16 protein-coding genes are annotated in these 19143 nt (G+C 56.9%); 11 read left to right on the forward strand and 5 right to left on the reverse strand.

All coding sequences use genetic code 11. The features are described from left to right. Window positions 1-15: 15 nt before the first annotated feature. The 3 genes from INF86_RS07435 (at window position 16) to INF86_RS07445 (ending at window position 2687) form a co-directional block, all read left to right on the forward strand. Window positions 16-780: a helix-turn-helix domain-containing protein gene (locus INF86_RS07435; RefSeq protein ID WP_193543391.1), complete on the forward strand. Its 765-nt coding sequence runs from the start codon at window positions 16-18 to the stop codon at window positions 778-780. Between the two features lie 128 nt (window positions 781-908). Further along, window positions 909-1571: a fructose-6-phosphate aldolase gene (gene fsa, locus INF86_RS07440; protein ID WP_038416924.1), complete on the forward strand. Its 663-nt coding sequence runs from the start codon at window positions 909-911 to the stop codon at window positions 1569-1571. 12 nt (window positions 1572-1583) lie between these two features. Next, window positions 1584-2687, forward strand: a complete 1104-nt coding sequence (locus INF86_RS07445) for a glycerol dehydrogenase (RefSeq protein ID WP_023298894.1) — start codon at window positions 1584-1586, stop codon at window positions 2685-2687. Between the two features lie 91 nt (window positions 2688-2778). Here the strand turns inward: INF86_RS07445 and katG are convergent, their stop codons facing one another. From katG to metB, 4 genes are all read right to left on the reverse strand, one after another. After that, the gene (katG, locus tag INF86_RS07450; protein ID WP_058677363.1) at window positions 2779-4959 is read right to left on the reverse strand and encodes a catalase/peroxidase HPI; all 2181 of its coding nucleotides are present in this window, start codon (window positions 4957-4959) and stop codon (window positions 2779-2781) included. Window positions 4960-5103: 144 nt separating this feature from the next. Beyond that, a complete protein-coding gene (metF, locus tag INF86_RS07455; RefSeq protein WP_193543392.1) occupies window positions 5104-5994 on the reverse strand; it encodes a methylenetetrahydrofolate reductase in 891 nt (296 codons plus the stop codon). 270 nt (window positions 5995-6264) lie between these two features. After that, complete coding sequence (locus INF86_RS07460; RefSeq protein WP_023298896.1) at window positions 6265-8697, reverse strand: bifunctional aspartate kinase/homoserine dehydrogenase II; 2433 nt, start codon at window positions 8695-8697, stop codon at window positions 6265-6267. A gap of 2 nt (window positions 8698-8699) precedes the next feature. Next, a complete protein-coding gene (metB, locus tag INF86_RS07465) occupies window positions 8700-9860 on the reverse strand; it encodes a cystathionine gamma-synthase (RefSeq protein ID WP_193543393.1) in 1161 nt (386 codons plus the stop codon). 275 nt (window positions 9861-10135) lie between these two features. Between metB and metJ the strand changes: the two genes are divergently transcribed. Next, the gene (gene metJ, locus INF86_RS07470) at window positions 10136-10453 is read left to right on the forward strand and encodes a met regulon transcriptional regulator MetJ (protein ID WP_006179183.1); all 318 of its coding nucleotides are present in this window, start codon (window positions 10136-10138) and stop codon (window positions 10451-10453) included. A 48-nt stretch (window positions 10454-10501) separates the two neighbouring features. Here metJ and rpmE read toward each other — a convergent pair whose 3' ends face one another. Further along, window positions 10502-10714 (reverse strand): 50S ribosomal protein L31, encoded by a 213-nt coding sequence (rpmE, locus tag INF86_RS07475; protein ID WP_003862040.1) that lies wholly within the window; start codon window positions 10712-10714, stop codon window positions 10502-10504. 200 nt (window positions 10715-10914) lie between these two features. Between rpmE and priA the strand changes: the two genes are divergently transcribed. From priA to rraA, 7 genes are all read left to right on the forward strand, one after another. Further along, window positions 10915-13110, forward strand: a complete 2196-nt coding sequence (gene priA, locus INF86_RS07480) for a primosomal protein N' (RefSeq protein ID WP_045308713.1) — start codon at window positions 10915-10917, stop codon at window positions 13108-13110. Between the two features lie 119 nt (window positions 13111-13229). After that, complete coding sequence (gene cytR / locus INF86_RS07485) at window positions 13230-14255, forward strand: DNA-binding transcriptional regulator CytR (RefSeq protein WP_022649794.1); 1026 nt, start codon at window positions 13230-13232, stop codon at window positions 14253-14255. 92 nt (window positions 14256-14347) lie between these two features. Then, window positions 14348-15316, forward strand: a complete 969-nt coding sequence (gene ftsN, locus INF86_RS07490) for a cell division protein FtsN (protein ID WP_017383099.1) — start codon at window positions 14348-14350, stop codon at window positions 15314-15316. A 94-nt stretch (window positions 15317-15410) separates the two neighbouring features. Then, the gene (hslV, locus tag INF86_RS07495) at window positions 15411-15941 is read left to right on the forward strand and encodes an ATP-dependent protease subunit HslV (protein WP_022649795.1); all 531 of its coding nucleotides are present in this window, start codon (window positions 15411-15413) and stop codon (window positions 15939-15941) included. A gap of 9 nt (window positions 15942-15950) precedes the next feature. Continuing rightward, window positions 15951-17285: an HslU--HslV peptidase ATPase subunit gene (gene hslU, locus INF86_RS07500; protein ID WP_022649796.1), complete on the forward strand. Its 1335-nt coding sequence runs from the start codon at window positions 15951-15953 to the stop codon at window positions 17283-17285. Between the two features lie 62 nt (window positions 17286-17347). After that, the gene (menA, locus tag INF86_RS07505) at window positions 17348-18274 is read left to right on the forward strand and encodes a 1,4-dihydroxy-2-naphthoate polyprenyltransferase (protein WP_115168528.1); all 927 of its coding nucleotides are present in this window, start codon (window positions 17348-17350) and stop codon (window positions 18272-18274) included. 92 nt (window positions 18275-18366) lie between these two features. Further along, window positions 18367-18852 carry a ribonuclease E activity regulator RraA gene (rraA, locus tag INF86_RS07510; RefSeq protein ID WP_022649798.1) on the forward strand — a complete coding sequence of 162 codons (486 nt, stop codon included), beginning with the start codon at window positions 18367-18369 and terminating at the stop codon, window positions 18850-18852. Window positions 18853-19143: the final 291 nt, after the last annotated feature.

Here is a 19143-nt window from a genome sequence, read left to right on the forward strand (position 1 = left end):
CCTGGTATCCACACCATGCACCACGATATCCCCCACATCCTGAATGACCTGATCAACGGCACCTTGCCGCTGCGTCAGGTGCATTTCCCCCCTTCGGCTAAACCGCTCCCCCGAACGTCACCTTGCCTCGTGCTTAGCTTTGATACGGCCTGCGAAGCGTTATTTTTTTCATCCGGTAATATTCCGCTTCAACCCGCCTTTTCGCTCAACATCAGCTTCGGCAAGCAACAACTGACTCTTCAGCTCGAGCGCGACAACACGCTTTTGCAACAGCAACAGGTTGCCAGATGCGGGCCGCGAGTGGGCGCATTCCTTTTGCAGACGCTCGCTGAATTGCAAATGCAGCCAGACGATCGGGAAACGGCCAGACTGGTGGTATTAAGTTTGCTCAGCCACTGTCGCGATCTGCTGGGCAGCGATATCCATACCGCCAGCCGCAGCCGTGCATTATTTGAAGCGATTCGTCACTACATCGAAGAACATCACGCCTCTGCACTGACCCGTGAATCGGTGGCGCAGGCGTTTTATATTTCACCGAACTACCTTTCTCATCTTTTTCAAAAAACAGGCAGCGTGGGGTTCAACGAATATCTTACGCAAACACGCCTCGAGCACGCGCGTCAGCTTCTTAAAGGCTACGAGTTTAAAATCAAAGATATCGCTGCAAGCTGCGGATTTACGGACAGTAACTACTTTTGCCGTCTCTTTCGCAAGCACACTGAACGTTCCCCTTCCGAATATCGACGCCAGTATCACAGCCAGCTGATCGCCAAAAAGTAGCATTGTGATCGCTCTCTCACTTCGCCAGGGACATTACATTTATCCAGTATTTGGCAAAATTGACCTGTATTCGCCGCGACTGGGTGCGCCGTATCCTTTATTCAACCTTTCTGACTTAAGGAAAAATAATGGAACTGTACCTGGATACCGCCAACGTGGCAGAAGTTGAACGCCTGGCGCGCATTTTTCCCATTGCGGGCGTGACCACCAACCCAAGCATCGTAGCCGCCAGCGGCGAATCTGTCTGGGAGGTGTTGCCGCGCCTGCAGCAGGCTATCGGCCCGGAGGGCAGGCTGTTTGCCCAAACCATGAGCCGCGACGCCGAAGGAATGGTGGCGGAAGCAAAACGGCTGAACAATGCCCTGCCGGACATCGTGGTAAAAATTCCCGTCACTGCACAGGGGCTCATCGCGATTAAAACGCTGAAGAAAGAGGGAATTACCACGCTGGGAACCGCCGTTTACAGCGCCGCTCAGGGGTTACTGGCCGCGCTGGCAGGAGCGAAATATGTCGCACCGTATGTAAACCGCGTCGATGCGCAGGGCGGTGACGGCATTCGCACGGTACAGGAACTGCAATCCCTGCTGGAACAGCATGCGCCAGAGAGCATGGTGCTGGCTGCCAGCTTTAAAACGCCGCGCCAGGCGCTGGATTGCCTGTTGGCAGGATGTGAGGCAATTACGCTTCCCTTAGACGTAGCGCAACAAATGCTCGGCACGCCAGCGGTAGAGTCAGCCATAGAGAAGTTCGAGCAGGACTGGAAAAACGCGTTTGGTAACCTCAACCTCTAAGGGAGATATGTTATGGACCGTATCATTCAATCGCCGGGGAAGTACATCCAGGGCGCTGATGTTCTCACTCGTCTCGGCGACTACCTGAAGCCGCTGGCGGCTCGCTGGCTGGTGGTAGGCGATAAATTTGTGCTGGGTTTTGCCGAAGAAACCCTGCGTCAGAGTTTTAAAAAAGCCGGACTCCATGCCGAAATTGCACCGTTTGGCGGCGAATGTTCGCAAAATGAAATCGATCGCCTGAAAAAACTGGCCGACAGTACCGACTGCCTGGCGGTGCTGGGTATCGGGGGCGGAAAAACGCTGGATACCGCCAAAGCGCTGGCGCACTTTATGGACGTGCCGGTGGCTATTGCCCCGACCATTGCCTCCACCGATGCGCCGTGCAGTGCCCTTTCCGTGATTTATACCGACAGCGGCGAGTTCGATCGCTACCTGATGCTGCCGCACAACCCGAACATGGTGATTGTCGATACCAGGGTGGTGGCGGGCGCACCTGCGCGCCTGCTGGCCGCCGGGATTGGCGATGCCCTGGCAACCTGGTTTGAAGCGCGCGCCTGTTCGCGTAGCGGCGCCACGACCATGGCGGGTGGCAAGTGCACGCAGGCAGCGTTAGCGCTGGCTGAGCTGTGCTACAACACGCTGGTTGAAGAGGGCGAGAAAGCGATGCTGGCGGCGGAACAACACGTGGTGACGCCTGCTCTGGAACGCATTATTGAAGCCAACACCTATCTGAGCGGCGTGGGCTTCGAAAGTGGCGGGCTGGCGGCGGCACACGCCATTCACAATGGCATGACGGCGGTGCCGGATGCGCACCATTTCTACCACGGTGAAAAAGTGGCATTTGGTACGCTGACGCAACTGGTACTGGAGAACGCGCCGGTAGAAGAAATCGAAACCGTTGCGGCGCTGTGCCATAGCGTCGGGCTGCCAATTACGCTGGCGCAGCTGAATATCAAAGAGGATATTCCGGCTAAAATGCGGCTGATCGCGGAGGCGTCCTGTGCCGAAGGGGAAACCATTCACAACATGCCTGGCGGCGTAACGCCGGATCAGGTCTATGCGGCGCTGCTGGTGGCGGACCAGTATGGACAGCGATTCTTGCAGGAGTGGGAGTAATAGAAAAGCCGGGTGGCGCTGCGCTTACCCGGCCTACATGGCACTTTAATTTGTAGGCCGGGTAAGGCGTAGCCGCCACCCGGCACAAGGGTTACTTCACGTCAAACCGATCCAAATCCATCACTCGCGCCCATGCGGCAACGAAGTCGCGGATGAACTTCTCTTGTGCATCGCTGCTGGCGTAAACTTCGGCCAGCGCGCGGAGGACAGCGTTGGAACCGAAGACCAGATCGGCGCGGGTGGCGGTATATTTCACTTCCCCGCTGGCGCGATCGCTACCGGCAAACAGCTCGTTTGAGTCGTCGGTCGCTTTCCACTGGGTGTTCATATCCAGCAGATTGACGAAGAAGTCGTTGCTCAGCACGCCCTCGCGGTTAGTAAACACGCCATTCTTGCTGCCATCGAAGTTTGCACCCAGTACGCGCAAACCGCCGATCAACACCGTCAGTTCCGGCGCGGTCAGGGTCAACTGCTGGGCTTTGTCGATCAGCAGCGACTCCGTGGTGGACACATCCACCTGCGCGCGATAGTTACGGAAACCGTCGGCAATCGGTTCGAGCAGGTTAAACATCTCGATATCCGTCTGATCCTGACGCGCATCCACACGACCTGGAGTGAACGGTACGTTGACGTAAACGCCTGCCGCTTTCGCCGCCTGCTCAACGCCCACGACACCCGCCAGCACAATGATATCGGCCAGTGACGCTTTGTTGGTGGTGCGCTGGATCGCTTCCAGAGCCGGTAATGCCCGCACCGCCGCGGCGTTAACGTCCCAGTCGCGCTGAGGTGCCAGCGCCAGACGCGCGCCGTTAGCGCCGCCACGCTTGTCGCCGCCGCGGAAGGTCGATGCCGACGCCCAGGCCACGGAAACCAGCTCGCTCACGGAGAGACCCGAGGCCGCGATTTCCGCTTTCAGGCTTTCAATATCTTCCTGCGTCGGATGGAACACCGGCTGAGGCAGCGGATCCTGCCAAATCAGATCTTCTTTCGGTACTTCCGGGCCGATGTACCGCGCTTTTGGCCCCATATCGCGGTGGGTCAGCTTGAACCACGCGCGCGCAAAGGCTTCGTTGAAGGCCTGCGGATCGTTCAGGAAACGACGGGAAATTTTCTCGAATTCCGGATCAAAACGCAGCGTCAGGTCGGTGACCAGCATGGTTGGCTTGCGTTTTTTCGACGGGTCGAACGGGTCAGGCATAATTTCCGGCGCATCCACGGCTTCAAACTGAATTGCGCCCGCCGGGCTACGCGTCTGCACCCATTCGTATTTGAACAGGTTCTCGAAGAAATAGTTGCTCCACTGGGTTGGGGTTTGAGACCAGATAACTTCCAGCCCGGAGGTGATGGCGTCAGCGCCAATACCGGTGCCGTGCGTGCTGGCCCAGCCCAGGCCCTGCGCTTCAATAGGCGACGCTTCAGGGTCAGTGCCCACGTGCGTGGCTTCGCCTGCACCGTGCGTTTTACCGAGCGTATGGCCGCCTGCAATAAGCGCAACGGTCTCTTCGTCATTCATGCCCATGTTGCCAAAGGTAGCGCGGATCGCCGCCGCCGCAGACAGCGGTTCACCACTGGCGTTTGGCCCTTCCGGGTTAACGTAAATCAGGCCCATTTCTGTGGCGGCCAGCGGGCGCTTCGCCAGCGCTTCCGGGTCACGGTGAGTCAGCCAGGCTTTTTCATCGCCCCAGTTCACGTCCAGATCCGGTTCCCAGACGTCTTCACGCCCGGCACCGAAACCAAAGGTGCGGAAGCCGGAGTTCTCCAGCGCCACGTTACCCGCGAGGATAAACAGGTCGGCCCAGGAGATTTTTTGTCCGTATTTTTGCTTAATTGGCCACAGCAGACGGCGAGCCTTATCCAGGCTGACGTTATCAGGCCAGGAGTTCAGCGGCGCAAAACGCTGCTGACCGCGACCGGCACCGCCGCGACCATCAACGGAGCGATAGGTACCCGCACCGTGCCAGGCCATACGGATAAACAGGCCCGCATAGCTGCCCCAGTCGGCAGGCCACCACGGTTGTGAGTCGGTTAACAGTGCTTTGAGATCGCCCTTAAGGGCGGAATAGTCGAGCTTACTGAATTCTTTGCGGTAGTCGAAGTCTTCACCCAGAGGGTTTGAACGGCTGGAGTGTTGATTAAGTAAATCGATGCGGAGTTGTTTAGGCCACCACTCTTTGCTGCCGGTACCTGCACCCGCGCTGTGATCGACGCCGCCCTGGTGGAACGGACATTTGCCGGCGGATGCCGCGTTATTGGTCTCGTCTGACATGCTCATCGCTATGCTCCCTTTACAGTGTTACCGTTACGATATACACCACTAGCGATAAGAGATAGTTGAATTAATCCACAGATTCGATAGCTAATACCTTTTAACTTTCTGTTCGAGTAAAAAACCCTCACTTTATGAGGGTTTTTTACTTTATAACGCCGGGCGGACACCCAGCGTATGGCAAATGGCGTAACTCATCTCCGCGCGGTTAAGCGTATAGAAGTGGAAATCCTTCACCCCTTCACGGCTTAAAATCTTCACCATATCCATCGCGATATTGGCCCCCACCAGCTTGCGTGTTTCCGGGTCATCGTCCAAACCTTCGTACATTTTGGACATCCACAGCGGAATGCGCACGTTGGTCATATCCGCGAATTTCTTCGCCTGTTTGAAGTTCGAGACCGGCAGAATGCCAGGGATGATTTCGACATCAATACCCGCCGAGACGCAGCGGTCGCGAAAGCGTAAATAGCTTTCCACATCAAAGAAGAACTGAGTAATCGCGCGGTTAGCACCGGCCTCCACTTTACGCTTCAGGTTGAGCAGATCCGCCTGGGCGCTTTTGGCTTCCGGGTGAACTTCAGGGTAGGCAGCCACGGAGATATCAAAGTCGGCAACGTCTTTCAGCAGGGCAACCAGATCGGTGGCGTACATGTCCGGCTTACCGCTCCCCGGCGGCAGGTCGCCGCGCAGGGCAACGATATGACGAATGCCGTTGTTCCAGTAGTCCTGAGCAATCGCGCGCAGTTCATCAGGGGTGGCGTCGATACAGGTGAGGTGCGGTGCCGCTTCCAGACCGGTTCGGTCTTTAATGCCCTTAATGATGCTGTGCGTGCGGTCACGCTCACCGGAGTTGGCGCCGTAGGTTACGGAGACGAACTTCGGCTTCAGGCTGCTCAGGCGATCGATAGAGCTCCACAGGGTTTGCTCCATTTCACTGGTGCGCGGCGGGAAAAATTCAAAAGAGACGTTAATCTGGCCGTTTACTTCGGCCAGGCTCTGATTCAGGGCTTCCCGCTGGTTGGCGTGAAAAAAGCTCATACCTTACCTCTATCTTTCGCGTGTCATTGTTTGTTATGTTGTGAACTTCTATACGTTTAGACGTCCAGATGTAAAAATGACGGAAAAGCGGGATGACGTCAACAGAAATAATCAACATTAACGGTGAGGTTTGTTCAGGGAAGATGAAGGGGATTCATGATGGGGGGTGAGAAGGCCCCTCACCCCAGCCCTCTCCCCAAAGGGGCGAGGGGGGAAAGACCGCACCGAGCAGTCCCCTCTCCCCTAAGGGGAGAGGGTTAGGGTGAGGGGTTACAGTAGCTTAGCCAGGCGATTAATGTCGGACTGAATGGCTCCGGCGGTCACATCGCGCCCCGCACCCGGGCCACGGATCACCAGCGGGTTATCGCGGTACCAGCGGCTTTCGATGGCGAAGACGTTATCGCACGGCAGCAGCGCCGCCAGCGGATGTTCAGGACGTACCGCCTCCACGCCCACGCGCGCTTTACCGTTCGCCTCGAAGCGCGCCACGTAACGCAGCACCAGGCCCATCTCGTTTGCCGCTTCCAGACGTTGCACCATCTGCTCGTTCAGCTCGTCGCCGTTCTCAAAGAAGTGATCGACAGATCCTTCCTCGCAGCCCGCAGGCACCAGAGACTCAACGCGAACCTGGCCAGGCTCAATGTCGTAGCCCGCTTCACGCGCCAGGATCACCAGCTTGCGCATCACGTCTTTACCGGCAAGGTCGACGCGCGGATCCGGCTCGGTTAAGCCCTGCTGCCACGCCTGATCCACCAGGTCGGTGAACGGCACGGTACCGTCAAATTGCAGGAACAGCCAGGAGAGCGTGCCGGAGAAGATCCCGCTCAGCGCCAGAATGCTGTCGCCGCTATCAATCAGATCGCGCACGGTATGGTTAACCGGCAGACCTGCGCCAACGGTGGCGTTATACAGCCAGTGACGACCCGTTTTTTCGAACGCGTCGTGGATCTGGCGATATTTATCAGTGCTGCTCGCGCCTGCCAGCTTGTTGGCGCTGATGACGTGGAACCCGTGGCTGGCAAAATCCAGATACTGATCGGCCAGTTGCTCGCTGGCGGTAACGTCCAGCACCACCAGATCGTCGTACGGGTGCGCGCGCATCCACAGGAACAGCGACTCTTCGTCCTGCTCAACCGCTTCATCGTTAAAGAAGGCCAGCGCCCGACTGGCGTCCAGCCCTTCGTAGTTCAACAGGCTGCGGCGGCTGTCCACCACGCCTGCCAGAATAAACTCAAATCCGGTACGCGCCGAAAGCGTGACCTGCTCGCGGGCGAACAGCTCCAGCCAGCGGGAACCGATGTTCCCTTTCCCGAACAGTACCAGGCCGATGCGTTTTTCCGCACGGAACAGGGAGGTGTGCAGGCCCTGAATCAGGCTTTCGGTTGGCCCCTTGCGCAGAACGGCAACCAGGCTGATGCCCTCTTCCGACTGCCAGGTGAACTCCACCGGCTGCCCTTTCAGCTGCTGCCAGAAGCGGTGGCAGTGCAGCGGGTTACGGGTGACGCCCGCGCCCACCATTGCCACCAGCGCCAGTCCCTGACGCAGGCGAAGCTCGCCCGGCAGTCCCGCTTCATCCAGAATCTTCAGGGCGCTGTCCACCACTTCAGCGGTATAGCAGAACTGCAACAGCTGGCGATCGTTATGCACGCCAACGGCCAGCGGACGCACCTGGGCACGTTTCAGGATGGTGTCGATATCTTTGTGCGCCAGTTTGAAATCCTGGCCCGCAGGCACCTGGAACTCAATCAGGCAGATGTCATCGTGGCTGGTGACAATGCGCGCGCCCGTACCGGATGCCAGCACGCGCTCGATGCGAGTGGAACCCTGATCCGGCGTGTAGCTACAGCGTAGTTGCAGGTCGATGTCGCTGCCGGAAACCGGCTGTAGCGTGCGCGCGTGCAGCACTGGTGCCGCCAGACGCGCCAGCTCGCTCGCTTCGTCGAGACGCAGCAGCGGCAGCAGGCAGGCATCTTTTACTTTGCGCGGGTCCGCGCTGTAGACACCGGCCACGTCGCTCCAGATGGTGACGCGGGACACGCCCGCCAGGGCGCCAATCTGCGTTGCCGAGTAGTCAGAGCCGTTACGGCCCAGCAGTACGGTTTCACCTGCGTTGCTGCGACTGATAAAGCCGGTCACCACAATACGTTTACCCGGATGTTGCACCAGCAGCTGTTGCAGCAGCGGGTAGGACAACCCTTCGTCTACCTGCGGCTGTGCGGCGCGTTCGGCACGCAGGAAATCACGCGCGTCGAGCCAGGCGGCTTCCACGCCAAGATGTTGCAGCACGGCGGCCATCAGGCGTGCAGACCACACTTCACCATGGCCAACCACTTCCGCATACACCGCATCGGTAATGCCGCTGTCCAGCAGAGCTGCCAGACGCTCAAGGTCGTGAGTAAAGGCGCTTATCAGTCCGTCCGCCACGTCTGCAGGCAGCAAACCGGCAATCAGTTCACTCTGGTAACGACGTAAGGACTGTTGCACCTGATGCGCAGAGAGGCGATCGGTCTGGCTCAGTTTCAGCCAGCTAATCAGCTGGTTGGTGGTGCTGCCCGCCGCAGAGACAACCATCATGTCCCCCGGCTGTGAATATTCGGTCATGATCCCTGCGACACGCAGATAACATTTCACATCAGCAAGACTACTACCACCAAACTTGTGCAGCTGACGACCCTTCGCCCCTGCCTGCGCTATCACACTCATGATTACCCCTTGGCTGCGACCCGGAAGCCATTTTCCAGATCGGCAATTAAATCTTCAGAATCTTCAATACCGGTCGAGATACGCAGCAGCGTATCGGAAATCCCGGCGGCGGCACGTGCTTCGGGTGCCATACCTGCGTGCGTCATGGTTGCGGCGTGGGAGATCAAGCTTTCAACTCCCCCTAAGGATTCCGCCAGCGTAAACAATGACAACCCGCTCAGGAAGCGACGCAGCGTTTGCTCGTCACCGTCCAGTTCAAAACTTAACATCGCGCCAAATCCTTTCTGTTGGCGCGCGGCAATCTCGTGCCCCTGGTTTTCCGGCAGCGACGGGTGATAAAGCTTCTTCACCAGCGGCTGGGTTTTCAGGAAATCCACGATCGCCTGGGCATTACGCTGCGCCACGTCCATACGCGGTGACAGGGTGCGGATACCACGCAGCAGCAAATAGCTGTCGAACGCGCCCGCGGTGACGCCAATGTTATTGGCCCACCATGCCAGTTCAGTGACAACATCAGGATCTTTGGCAATCACCACACCCGCTACCACGTCAGAATGGCCGTTCAGATATTTCGTGCATGAATGCAACACCAGATCGGCACCCAGTGCCAGTGGGTTCTGAAGGGCCGGACTGAGGAACGTATTATCCACTACACTTATCGCTCCCGCATCCCTTGCGAGCTGACAAATTTTCGCAATATCGACTACGCGCAACAATGGATTGCTTGGACTTTCCACCAGAACCAGCTTCGGCTGTTCGGCTAACGCCTGTTTCAGCGCCTGTTCGTCGTTTTGATCGACAAACAACACGCGGTAGCAGCCACGTTTCGCCAGGCTATCAAACAGACGATAGCTGCCGCCGTAGCAGTCGTGCGGCGCCACCAGCAAATCGCCAGGTTTCAGGAACACCGTGGTCACCAGATGAATGGCAGACATGCCGGTATTGGTTAATACCGCACCTGCGCCGCCTTCCAGTTCCGCCAGCGCGCGCTGGGTAACGTCACGCGTAGGATTGCCGCGACGCGAGTAGTCATGCGCGCGAGGTTCATTAAATCCGGTGAAATTATAGGTGCTGGAGAGATGAATTGGCGGGACAACGCAGCCGTACTGCTCGTCATCATTCAATCCGCTACGCACTGCGATGGTGGCCTGTTTACGCGTCATGGTGAGGCTTCCTGGCGAATGAGGTGAAAAGTCAGGCACCAGAGTAAACATTGAAAGTATGGACGTCAATACATCTGGACATCTAAACTTCTTTGCGTATAGATTGAGCAATGCGCAAATAGCCGTTAAAATTATATGCTTTAGGACACGCTACAGCGGCAATATCCGTGCCTCGGTATCGTCTCTACGGTAAACTACGCAAGATTACGGTTCAAAACTGATGGTTACCGGTTTTGCACCTTTAGATTAATGACTGAGAGGATTAAAGGTATCTCATGGCTGAATGGAGCGGCGAATATATCAGCCCATACGCTGAGCACGGTAAGAAGAGTGAGCAAGTCAAGAAAATCACGGTGTCCATTCCTCTGAAGGTGTTGAAGATCCTCACCGATGAACGTACGCGTCGTCAGGTGAACAACCTGCGTCACGCCACTAACAGCGAACTGCTGTGCGAAGCGTTCCTGCATGCGTTTACCGGCCAACCGTTGCCGAACGATGACGATCTGCGCAAAGAGCGCAGTGACGAAATTCCAGAAGAGGCGAAGGTGATCATGCGTGAACTGGGTATCGACCCGGATACGTGGGAATACTGATAAGCGGATACAAAAAAGGCACCTTGCGGTGCCTTTTTTTCGGGAAACTTATTTAGCGCCCGGGATGCTGAAACGCTTGTTGAAGCGGTCAACACGGCCACCGGTTGCAACATCACGCTGCTTACCAGTGTAGAACGGGTGGCATTTGCCGCACACGTCCAGGTTCAGATCGTGACCCACGGTAGAGCGGATCTGGATAGAGTTACCGCAAGAGCAGTTTGCAGTAATCATTTCGTATTTCGGGTGAATATCTTTTTTCATGGGAGAACCTCAGTTAAGGCCGCGTCGCTCTTCCAGCCCTAACGCCAGACACCACGCGATGTTGAATGTAAGTTCTTTGGCGTAAAGTACACCAAAGGCGGCGAATCATACAGAATTTAACCAACGTATGCAAACTGATCCGCACGCCGCTTTCACTAATGTGTATACTAACGCGCCACTTTTCAAGTCAGGAAGATTCGATGCCCGTCGCTCACGTTGCCCTGCCCGTTCCGCTTCCCCGCACCTTTGACTACCTGCTGCCCGACAGCATGAGCGCCAAAGCGGGCTGTCGCGTGACCGTGCCGTTCGGTAAACAGCAGCGCGTGGGGATCGTCGTCTCCGTCAGCGATAAAAGCGAGCTGCCGCTTACCGAGCTGAAATCGATCGTTGAAGTGCTGGATGATGAACCTGTTTACTCTCACAGCACCTGGCGACTGCTGCTGTGGGCGGCAGATTATTATCACCATCCTATTGGCGACGTATTGTTCCACGCCCTGCCGATTATGCTGCGTCAGGGTAAGCGCGCCAGCCATGCGCCAATGTGGTACTGGTTTGCCACCGAGCAGGGTCAGGCGGTCGACATTAACAGCCTGAAGCGCTCGCAAAAACAACAGCAGGCGTTGGCCGCGCTACGCCAGGGGAAAATCTGGCGCCATCAGGTCGACGAGCTCGAGGTGAGCGAAACCGCGTTGCAGGCATTAAGGAAGAAAGGGCTGAGCGAGCTGGCCAGCGAAGCACCTGCCCTTCACGACTGGCGCGACGGCTTTTCCGTCTCGGGCGATCGCCTGCGTCTGAATACCGAGCAGGCCACCGCCGTGGGCGCGATTCACAGCGCCGCCGATCGTTTCTCCGCCTGGCTGCTGGCGGGCGTCACCGGCTCCGGTAAAACCGAAGTGTATCTGAGCGTACTGGAAAATGTGCTCGCACAGGGCAAACAGGCGCTGGTAATGGTGCCGGAAATCGGCCTGACGCCGCAAACCATCGCCCGTTTCCGTGAACGCTTTAATGCGCCCGTTGAGGTTCTGCACTCCGGCCTAAACGACAGCGAGCGCCTCAGCGCCTGGCTGAAAGCGAAAAACGGCGAAGCGGCGATTGTGATTGGCACCCGTTCCTCACTCTTTACGCCGTTTAAAAATCTCGGCGTTATCGTGATCGATGAAGAGCATGACAGCTCCTATAAACAGCAGGAAGGCTGGCGCTATCACGCCCGCGACTTAGCCGTGTACCGCGCCCACAGCGAGCAAATCCCCATTATTCTGGGGTCCGCCACCCCCGCGCTTGAAACGCTGCACAACGTTCGCCAGCGTAAATACCACATGCTGCGCCTGACGCGCCGCGCGGGGAATGCCCGTCCGGCCATTCAGCATGTGCTGGATCTGAAAGGCCAGCAGGTGCAGGCCGGGTTAGCGCCTGCGCTGATTAGCCGCATGCGCCAACATTTGCAGGCGGGCAACCAGGTGATCCTGTTTCTGAACCGCCGCGGCTTCGCGCCTGCGTTGCTGTGCCACGACTGCGGCTGGATTGCCGAGTGCCCGCGCTGCGATCACTACTACACCTTCCACCAGGCTCAGCGCCATTTACGCTGCCACCACTGCGACAGCCAGCGTCCGGTACCCCGTCAGTGCCCGTCCTGCGGCTCAACGCACATCGTGCCGGTGGGTCTGGGGACGGAGCAGCTCGAACAGGCGCTGGCGCCGTTCTTCCCTGATGTGCCCATTTCGCGTATCGACAGGGATACCACCAGCCGCAAAGGGGCACTGGAGCAGCAGCTGGCGGAAGTGCATCGCGGCGGCGCGCGCATCCTGATTGGCACTCAAATGCTGGCGAAAGGGCATCACTTCCCGGACGTGACGCTGGTCGCCCTGCTGGACGTCGACGGCGCGCTGTTCTCCGCGGATTTTCGCTCCGCCGAGCGTTTCGCACAGCTTTATACCCAGGTTGCTGGTCGCGCCGGTCGAGCGGGTAAGCAGGGCGAAGTAGTGCTGCAAACGCACCATCCTGAGCACCCGCTGCTGCAAACGCTGCTGCACAAAGGCTATGACGCCTTCGCGGACCAGGCGCTGGCCGAACGTCAGACGATGCAGCTTCCTCCGTGGACCAGCCACGTCATCATCCGTGCGGAAGATCATAACAACCAGCAGGCGCCGCTATTCCTGCAACAGCTGAGAAATCTCCTGCAGGCCAGCCCACTGGTGGATAATCAGCTGTGGATTTTAGGCCCGGTACCCGCGCTCGCCCCGAAACGCGGCGGCCGTTTCCGCTGGCAACTCTTACTTCAGCACCCTTCGCGTATCCGTTTACAGCAGATCGTCAGCGGCACGCTGGCGCTGATTAATACCCTGCCGGAAGCGCGAAAAGTGAAGTGGGTTCTGGACGTCGATCCGATTGAAGGCTGAAGACGGATCGAAAAATTTAATGCGCCTCACACTTTTTATGAAAATTCTGTAACCGATTCCATTAACTATCTGTAAAAATGGTGCGGTCCGCAGTTCGGTGTTCAGGCGAGGAGAAGACGTTGAAGTCCAGGAAAGAGGTTGCCTCGGCGACCATGAAAGACGTTGCCGAGAAAGCACAAGTCTCAACAGCAACCGTGTCCCGCGCATTGATGAACCCTGACAAAGTCTCCCAGGCGACCCGAAACCGGGTTGAAAAGGCGGCGCTTGAGGTCGGTTATTTCCCGCAAGCCATGGGGCGCAACGTTAAACGCAACGAATCCCGCACCATCCTGGTGATCGTGCCGGACATCTGCGATCCCTTCTTCAGCGAAATCATCCGCGGCATTGAGGTCACGGCCGCCGCCCAGGGCTATCTGGTGCTGATTGGTGATTGTGCCCACCAGAACCAGCAGGAAAAAACGTTCATCGACCTGATCATCACCAAGCAGATTGATGGCATGCTGCTGCTTGGCTCACGCCTGCCGTTTGATGCCAGCATTGAAGAACAGCGCAATTTACCGCCAATGGTCATGGCGAACGAATTCGCGCCGGAGCTGGAGCTGCCGACCGTTCATATCGATAACCTCACCGCCGCGTTCAACGCCGTGAACTATCTTCAGGAGCTGGGGCATAAGCGTATCGGTTGTATTGCCGGACCAGAAGAGATGCCGCTGTGTCATTACCGGTTGCAGGGCTACGTTCAGGCGCTTCGCCGTACCGGGGCTGTTGTCGATCCGCACTACATTGCGCGCGGTGATTTCACCTTTGAAGCGGGCGGGCAGGCGCTGGAAAAATTGCTTGCCTTGCCAGAACCGCCTACCGCGGTCTTCTGCCACAGCGACGTGATGGCGCTGGGGGCGTTATCCTACGCCAAACGTCACGGCCTGCGCGTGCCAAAGGACCTGTCGATAATCGGTTTTGATAATATTTCGCTTTCGGAGTTTTGCGATCCGCCGCTTTCGACTGTTTCGCAGCCGCGGTATGACATTGGCCGGGAAGCGATGCTGCTTTTGCTGGATCAGTTGCACGGTCAAACAGTTAGCAGTGGGTCACGACTACTGGATTGTGAGCTGATTGTGCGCGGCTCTACCCAGGCATTAACTTAAAGTAAATACCTTTCGACACCCTTATCTGGTCAAAGCCCCGTCGCTTAAGTAACATGGCGGGCTGACGAACGAATAAATACAGCGAAACGATAGTGGCACAACGAGATTATGTACGTCGCGGCCAGCCGGCACCTTCGCGACGCAAAAAGAGTAGTTCAAAAAGCAAGCAACGTAGCCTGTCTGCTGTCTCCCCAGCCATGGTCGCCATTGCTGCGGCTGTGCTGGTGGCCTTTATTGGCGGCCTCTACTTCATTACGCATCATAAAAAAGAAGAGTCTGAAGCCCTTCAGGGTAACAAGGTCGTCGGCAACGGCCTTCCTCCGAAGCCTGAAGAGCGCTGGCGCTACATTAAAGAGCTGGAAAGCCGCCAGCCTGGCGTACGTGCGCCTACCGAGCCTTCTGCCGGGGGTGAAGTGAAGAATGCCGATCAGCTGACGGACGAACAGCGCCAGTTGCTCGCTCAGATGCAGGCGGACATGCGCCAGCAGCCTACGCAGCTGAACGAAGTACCGTGGAACGAACAAACCCCGGCGCAGCGTCAGCAAACGTTGCAGCGCCAGCGTCAGGCACAGCAGCAAACGCAACAGCAGCAGTGGACGCAGACGCAGCCGGTACAACAGCCGCGTACACAACCGCAGCAGCAGACGCGTACCGTACAAACGCAGCCTGTTCAGCAGCAGCCGAAAGCCCAGCCGCAGAAGCAAACAGCACAGCCGTATCAGGATCTGTTGCAGACGCCTGCACATACCACTGCGCAACAGCCAAAAACGCAGCAGGCTGCGCCGGTCACTAAAGAGACCGAGGCACCAAAGCAGACGGCTGAGAAAAAAGATGAACGCCGCTGGATGGTTCAGTGCGGTTCGTTTAAAGGCGCTGAGCAGGCAGAAACGGTGCGAGCTCAGCTGGCATTTGAAGGATTTGACTCACGCATTACCACCAATAACGGCTGGAATCGCGTGGTGATTGGACCGGTCAAAGGCAAAGAAAACGCAGACGGCACCATTTCCCGTTTGAAAGTGGCTGGCCACACAAACTGCATTCGACTCGCCTCCGGGGGTTGAAACCCCCAAAATCCCCCCCATCTATCATTTAATTCAGCCCTGAGCACAGGCTCAGGGCTTCTGTTTCCCGAATCTGTAACCAGGGGGTCTGCTCGTGACAACAATAGTAAGTGTACGCCGTAACGGCCAGGTGGTAATTGCCGGTGATGGCCAGGCCACGCTGGGTAATACCGTCATGAAAGGCAACGTGAAGAAAGTACGTCGTCTTTATAACGACAAAGTGATCGCCGGTTTCGCAGGCGGCACGGCTGATGCCTTCACGCTGTTTGAACTGTTTGAACGCAAACTGGAAATGCATCAGGGTCATCTGGTGAAAGCCGCCGTTGAGCTGGCAAAAGACTGGCGTACCGACCGCATGCTGCGCAAGCTCGAAGCACTGCTGGCCGTGGCTGACGAAAACGCCTCGCTGATCATCACCGGTAACGGCGACGTGGTTCAGCCTGAAAACGACCTGATTGCCATCGGCTCTGGCGGCCCGTACGCCCAGGCCGCAGCCCGTGCGCTGTTGGAAAATACCGACATGAACGCGCGCGATATCGCGGTGAAAGCGTTGGATATTGCAGGTGATATCTGCATCTATACCAACCACAATCACACCATCGAAGAATTGACCTCCAAAGCGTAAGGATCGCCCATGTCTGAAATGACCCCACGCGAAATTGTCAGCGAACTGAACAAACACATTATCGGCCAGGACAACGCCAAGCGCTCCGTGGCTATCGCACTACGTAACCGCTGGCGTCGCATGCAGCTCGACGAAGAGCTCCGCCATGAAGTGACGCCAAAAAATATTCTGATGATCGGCCCGACCGGGGTGGGTAAAACCGAAATCGCCCGTCGTCTGGCCAAACTGGCTAACGCGCCGTTCATCAAAGTTGAAGCCACCAAGTTCACCGAAGTGGGCTATGTGGGTAAAGAAGTGGACTCCATCATCCGCGACCTGACCGATTCAGCGATTAAGATGGTGCGTGTCCAGGCGATTGAGAAAAACCGCTATCGCGCCGAAGAGATGGCCGAAGAGCGTATTCTCGACGTGCTGATCCCACCGGCAAAAAATAACTGGGGACAGGCTGAACAGCAGCCTGAACCTTCTGCTGCGCGTCAGGCATTCCGCAAAAAACTGCGCGAAGGCGAGCTGGACGACAAAGAGATTGAGATCGATCTCGCTGCCGCGCCAATGGGCGTGGAAATCATGGCCCCTCCGGGCATGGAAGAGATGACCAGCCAGTTGCAGTCCATGTTCCAGAACCTGGGCGGGCAGAAACAGAAAGCGCGTAAGCTGAAAATCAAAGACGCGATGAAGCTGCTGATTGAAGAAGAAGCCGCGAAGCTGGTTAACCCGGAAGAGCTGAAACAGGACGCTATCGACGCGGTTGAGCAGCACGGTATCGTGTTTATCGACGAAATCGACAAAATCTGTAAGCGCGGCGGCAACAGCTCCGGCCCGGATGTTTCCCGCGAAGGCGTTCAGCGCGACCTGCTGCCGCTGGTGGAAGGTTGCACCGTCTCTACCAAGCACGGCATGGTGAAAACTGACCACATTCTGTTTATCGCGTCAGGTGCGTTTCAGGTTGCCAGCCCATCCGATCTCATTCCGGAACTGCAGGGTCGTCTGCCAATCCGCGTTGAGCTGCAGGCGCTGACCACTGAAGATTTCGAACGTATCCTGACTGAGCCAAACGCTTCTGTGACCGTACAGTACAAAGCGTTGATGGCGACCGAAGGCGTGAATATCGAGTTCACCGACGATGGGATCAAACGCATCGCTCAGGCCGCATGGCAGGTCAACGAAACCACCGAAAACATCGGTGCGCGTCGTCTGCACACCGTGCTGGAACGCCTGGTGGAAGATATCTCTTACGATGCGAGCGACCTTAACGGTCAAACCATTACCATTGACGCAGAGTATGTGGGCAAACACCTGGATGCGTTAGTGGCAGATGAAGATCTGAGCCGTTTTATTCTATAATCGCGTTCAATGCATTTTCATCACTGTTGATGGGGGCTATGGCCCCCATTTTTATTGGCTAAATAACTATGACTGATATCAGCCGTACGCAGGCGTGGCTCGAAAGTCTGCGTCCAAAAACGCTTCCTCTGGCTTTTGCCGCCATTATCGTCGGTACCGCACTTGCCTGGTGGCAGGGGCATTTCGATCCCCTGGTGGCTGGTCTGGCGCTTGTCACCGCCGGGCTACTGCAAATCCTCTCTAATCTCGCCAATGATTACGGCGATGCGGTAAAAGGCAGCGATAAACCTGATCGTATCGGGCCGCTGCGCGGGATGCAAAAAGGGGTAATTACCCACGCACAGATGAAGCGGGCGCTGATTATCACCGTGGTGTTGATTTGCCTGTCCGGCCTGGCGCTGGTGACGGTCGCCTCGAAAACCACCAGCGATTTCATTGGCTTCCTGGTGCTGGGCTTGCTCGCCATTATTGCAGCAATTACCTATACCGTCGGGACGCGTCCTTACGGGTATATTGGTCTGGGCGACATCTCCGTACTGGTGTTCTTCGGCTGGCTGAGCGTCATGGGAAGCTGGTACTTGCAGGCGCATACGGTGATCCCCGCCCTGTTCCTGCCCGCGACCGCCTGCGGTCTGCTGGCGACGGCGGTGCTGAATATCAATAACCTGCGCGACATCGACAGCGACCGTGAGAACGGTAAGAACACGCTGGCCGTGCGTCTGGGCCCGGTGAATGCCCGCCGCTATCACGCCTGCCTGCTCATCGGCGCGCTGGTCTGCCTGGCACTGTTCAATCTGATCTCTCTGCACAGCCTGTGGGGCTGGCTGTTTGTGCTCGCCGCACCGCTGCTGGTTAAGCAGGCCCGCTATGTCATGCGTGAACTCAGCCCGGCTGCCATGCCGCCGATGCTGGAGCGCACGGTAAAAGGCGCGTTGCTGACTAACCTGCTGTTCGTCATCGGGATTGTCTTAAGCCAGACGCTGAGTTAGCTGACAAATATCAATTAACAATTGATGATTTTGCCAACAAGGCATTTCGCACGATATACTGAACACATTCGCAGCAACAGAGCGTTAAACCTATGAAATACGATACCTCCGAGCTTTGTGACATCTACCAGGAAGATGTCAACGTCGTTGAACCCCTGTTCTCCAACTTTGGCGGACGGTCGTCGTTTGGCGGGCAAATCATCACGGTGAAATGTTTCGAGGACAACGGGTTGCTGTACGATCTGCTCGAAGAGAACGGCCGTGGCCGCGTTCTGGTGGTCGACGGCGGCGGTTCCGTGCGCCGTGCATTGATTGATGCTGAACTGGCGGGAATTGCCGTCCAGAACGAGTGGGAAGGCATTGTGGTGTACGGTTCCGTGCGTCAGGTGGACGATCTCGAAGACATGGATATCGGGATTCAGGCCATCGCGGCCATACCGGTAGGCGCAGCGGGCGACGGCATCGGCGAAAGCGACGTGCGCGTCAATTTCGGCGGCGTGACCTTCTTCTCGGGCGACCACCTTTATGCTGACAATACCGGCATTATCCTTTCTGAGGATGCGCTGGATATTGAGTAGTTAATCGGTAAGCGAGATGCATAAAAAAACCGCCAACAGCAATGTGGCGGTTTTTTTGTCCCTCGGGATTCGCGGTCCGTTGGGTGATATTGCAACCTTTAACCAGGATTTTTATCTTACCCTGATTCATTCCTCAGGTAACCCCTGTCGACCCTTTATGAATTCCTAATTATGTGTGGGAACCTTAACTCCGCAGGTGTTGCTCATTATGATGCTGTGTCCCTTTCCGCCATCTCGCAAATGGGCGCCGGTCCAGGGAAAGGTGTATTCACAACCGTAAAGCAACCTTTA

The sequence above is a fragment of the Enterobacter cloacae complex sp. I1M genome (genome assembly GCF_014982425.1).
GTDB lineage: Bacteria > Pseudomonadota > Gammaproteobacteria > Enterobacterales > Enterobacteriaceae > Enterobacter > Enterobacter intestinihominis.

What these genes read in the sequence shown, in the direction of transcription:
- priA (WP_045308713.1), top strand. Translation starts at nt 10,915, where the DNA reads ATGCCCGTCGCTCACGTTGCCCTGCCCGTTCCGCTTCCCCGCACCTTT.
- katG (WP_058677363.1), bottom strand. Translation starts at nt 4,959, where the DNA reads ATGAGCATGTCAGACGAGACCAATAACGCGGCATCCGCCGGCAAATGT.
- metF (WP_193543392.1), bottom strand. Translation starts at nt 5,994, where the DNA reads ATGAGCTTTTTTCACGCCAACCAGCGGGAAGCCCTGAATCAGAGCCTG.
- hslU (WP_022649796.1), top strand. Translation starts at nt 15,951, where the DNA reads ATGTCTGAAATGACCCCACGCGAAATTGTCAGCGAACTGAACAAACAC.
- metJ (WP_006179183.1), top strand. Translation starts at nt 10,136, where the DNA reads ATGGCTGAATGGAGCGGCGAATATATCAGCCCATACGCTGAGCACGGT.
- INF86_RS07435 (WP_193543391.1), top strand. Translation starts at nt 16, where the DNA reads ATGCACCACGATATCCCCCACATCCTGAATGACCTGATCAACGGCACC.
- metB (WP_193543393.1), bottom strand. Translation starts at nt 9,860, where the DNA reads ATGACGCGTAAACAGGCCACCATCGCAGTGCGTAGCGGATTGAATGAT.
- rraA (WP_022649798.1), top strand. Translation starts at nt 18,367, where the DNA reads ATGAAATACGATACCTCCGAGCTTTGTGACATCTACCAGGAAGATGTC.
- INF86_RS07460 (WP_023298896.1), bottom strand. Translation starts at nt 8,697, where the DNA reads ATGAGTGTGATAGCGCAGGCAGGGGCGAAGGGTCGTCAGCTGCACAAG.
- rpmE (WP_003862040.1), bottom strand. Translation starts at nt 10,714, where the DNA reads ATGAAAAAAGATATTCACCCGAAATACGAAATGATTACTGCAAACTGC.
- fsa (WP_038416924.1), top strand. Translation starts at nt 909, where the DNA reads ATGGAACTGTACCTGGATACCGCCAACGTGGCAGAAGTTGAACGCCTG.
- INF86_RS07445 (WP_023298894.1), top strand. Translation starts at nt 1,584, where the DNA reads ATGGACCGTATCATTCAATCGCCGGGGAAGTACATCCAGGGCGCTGAT.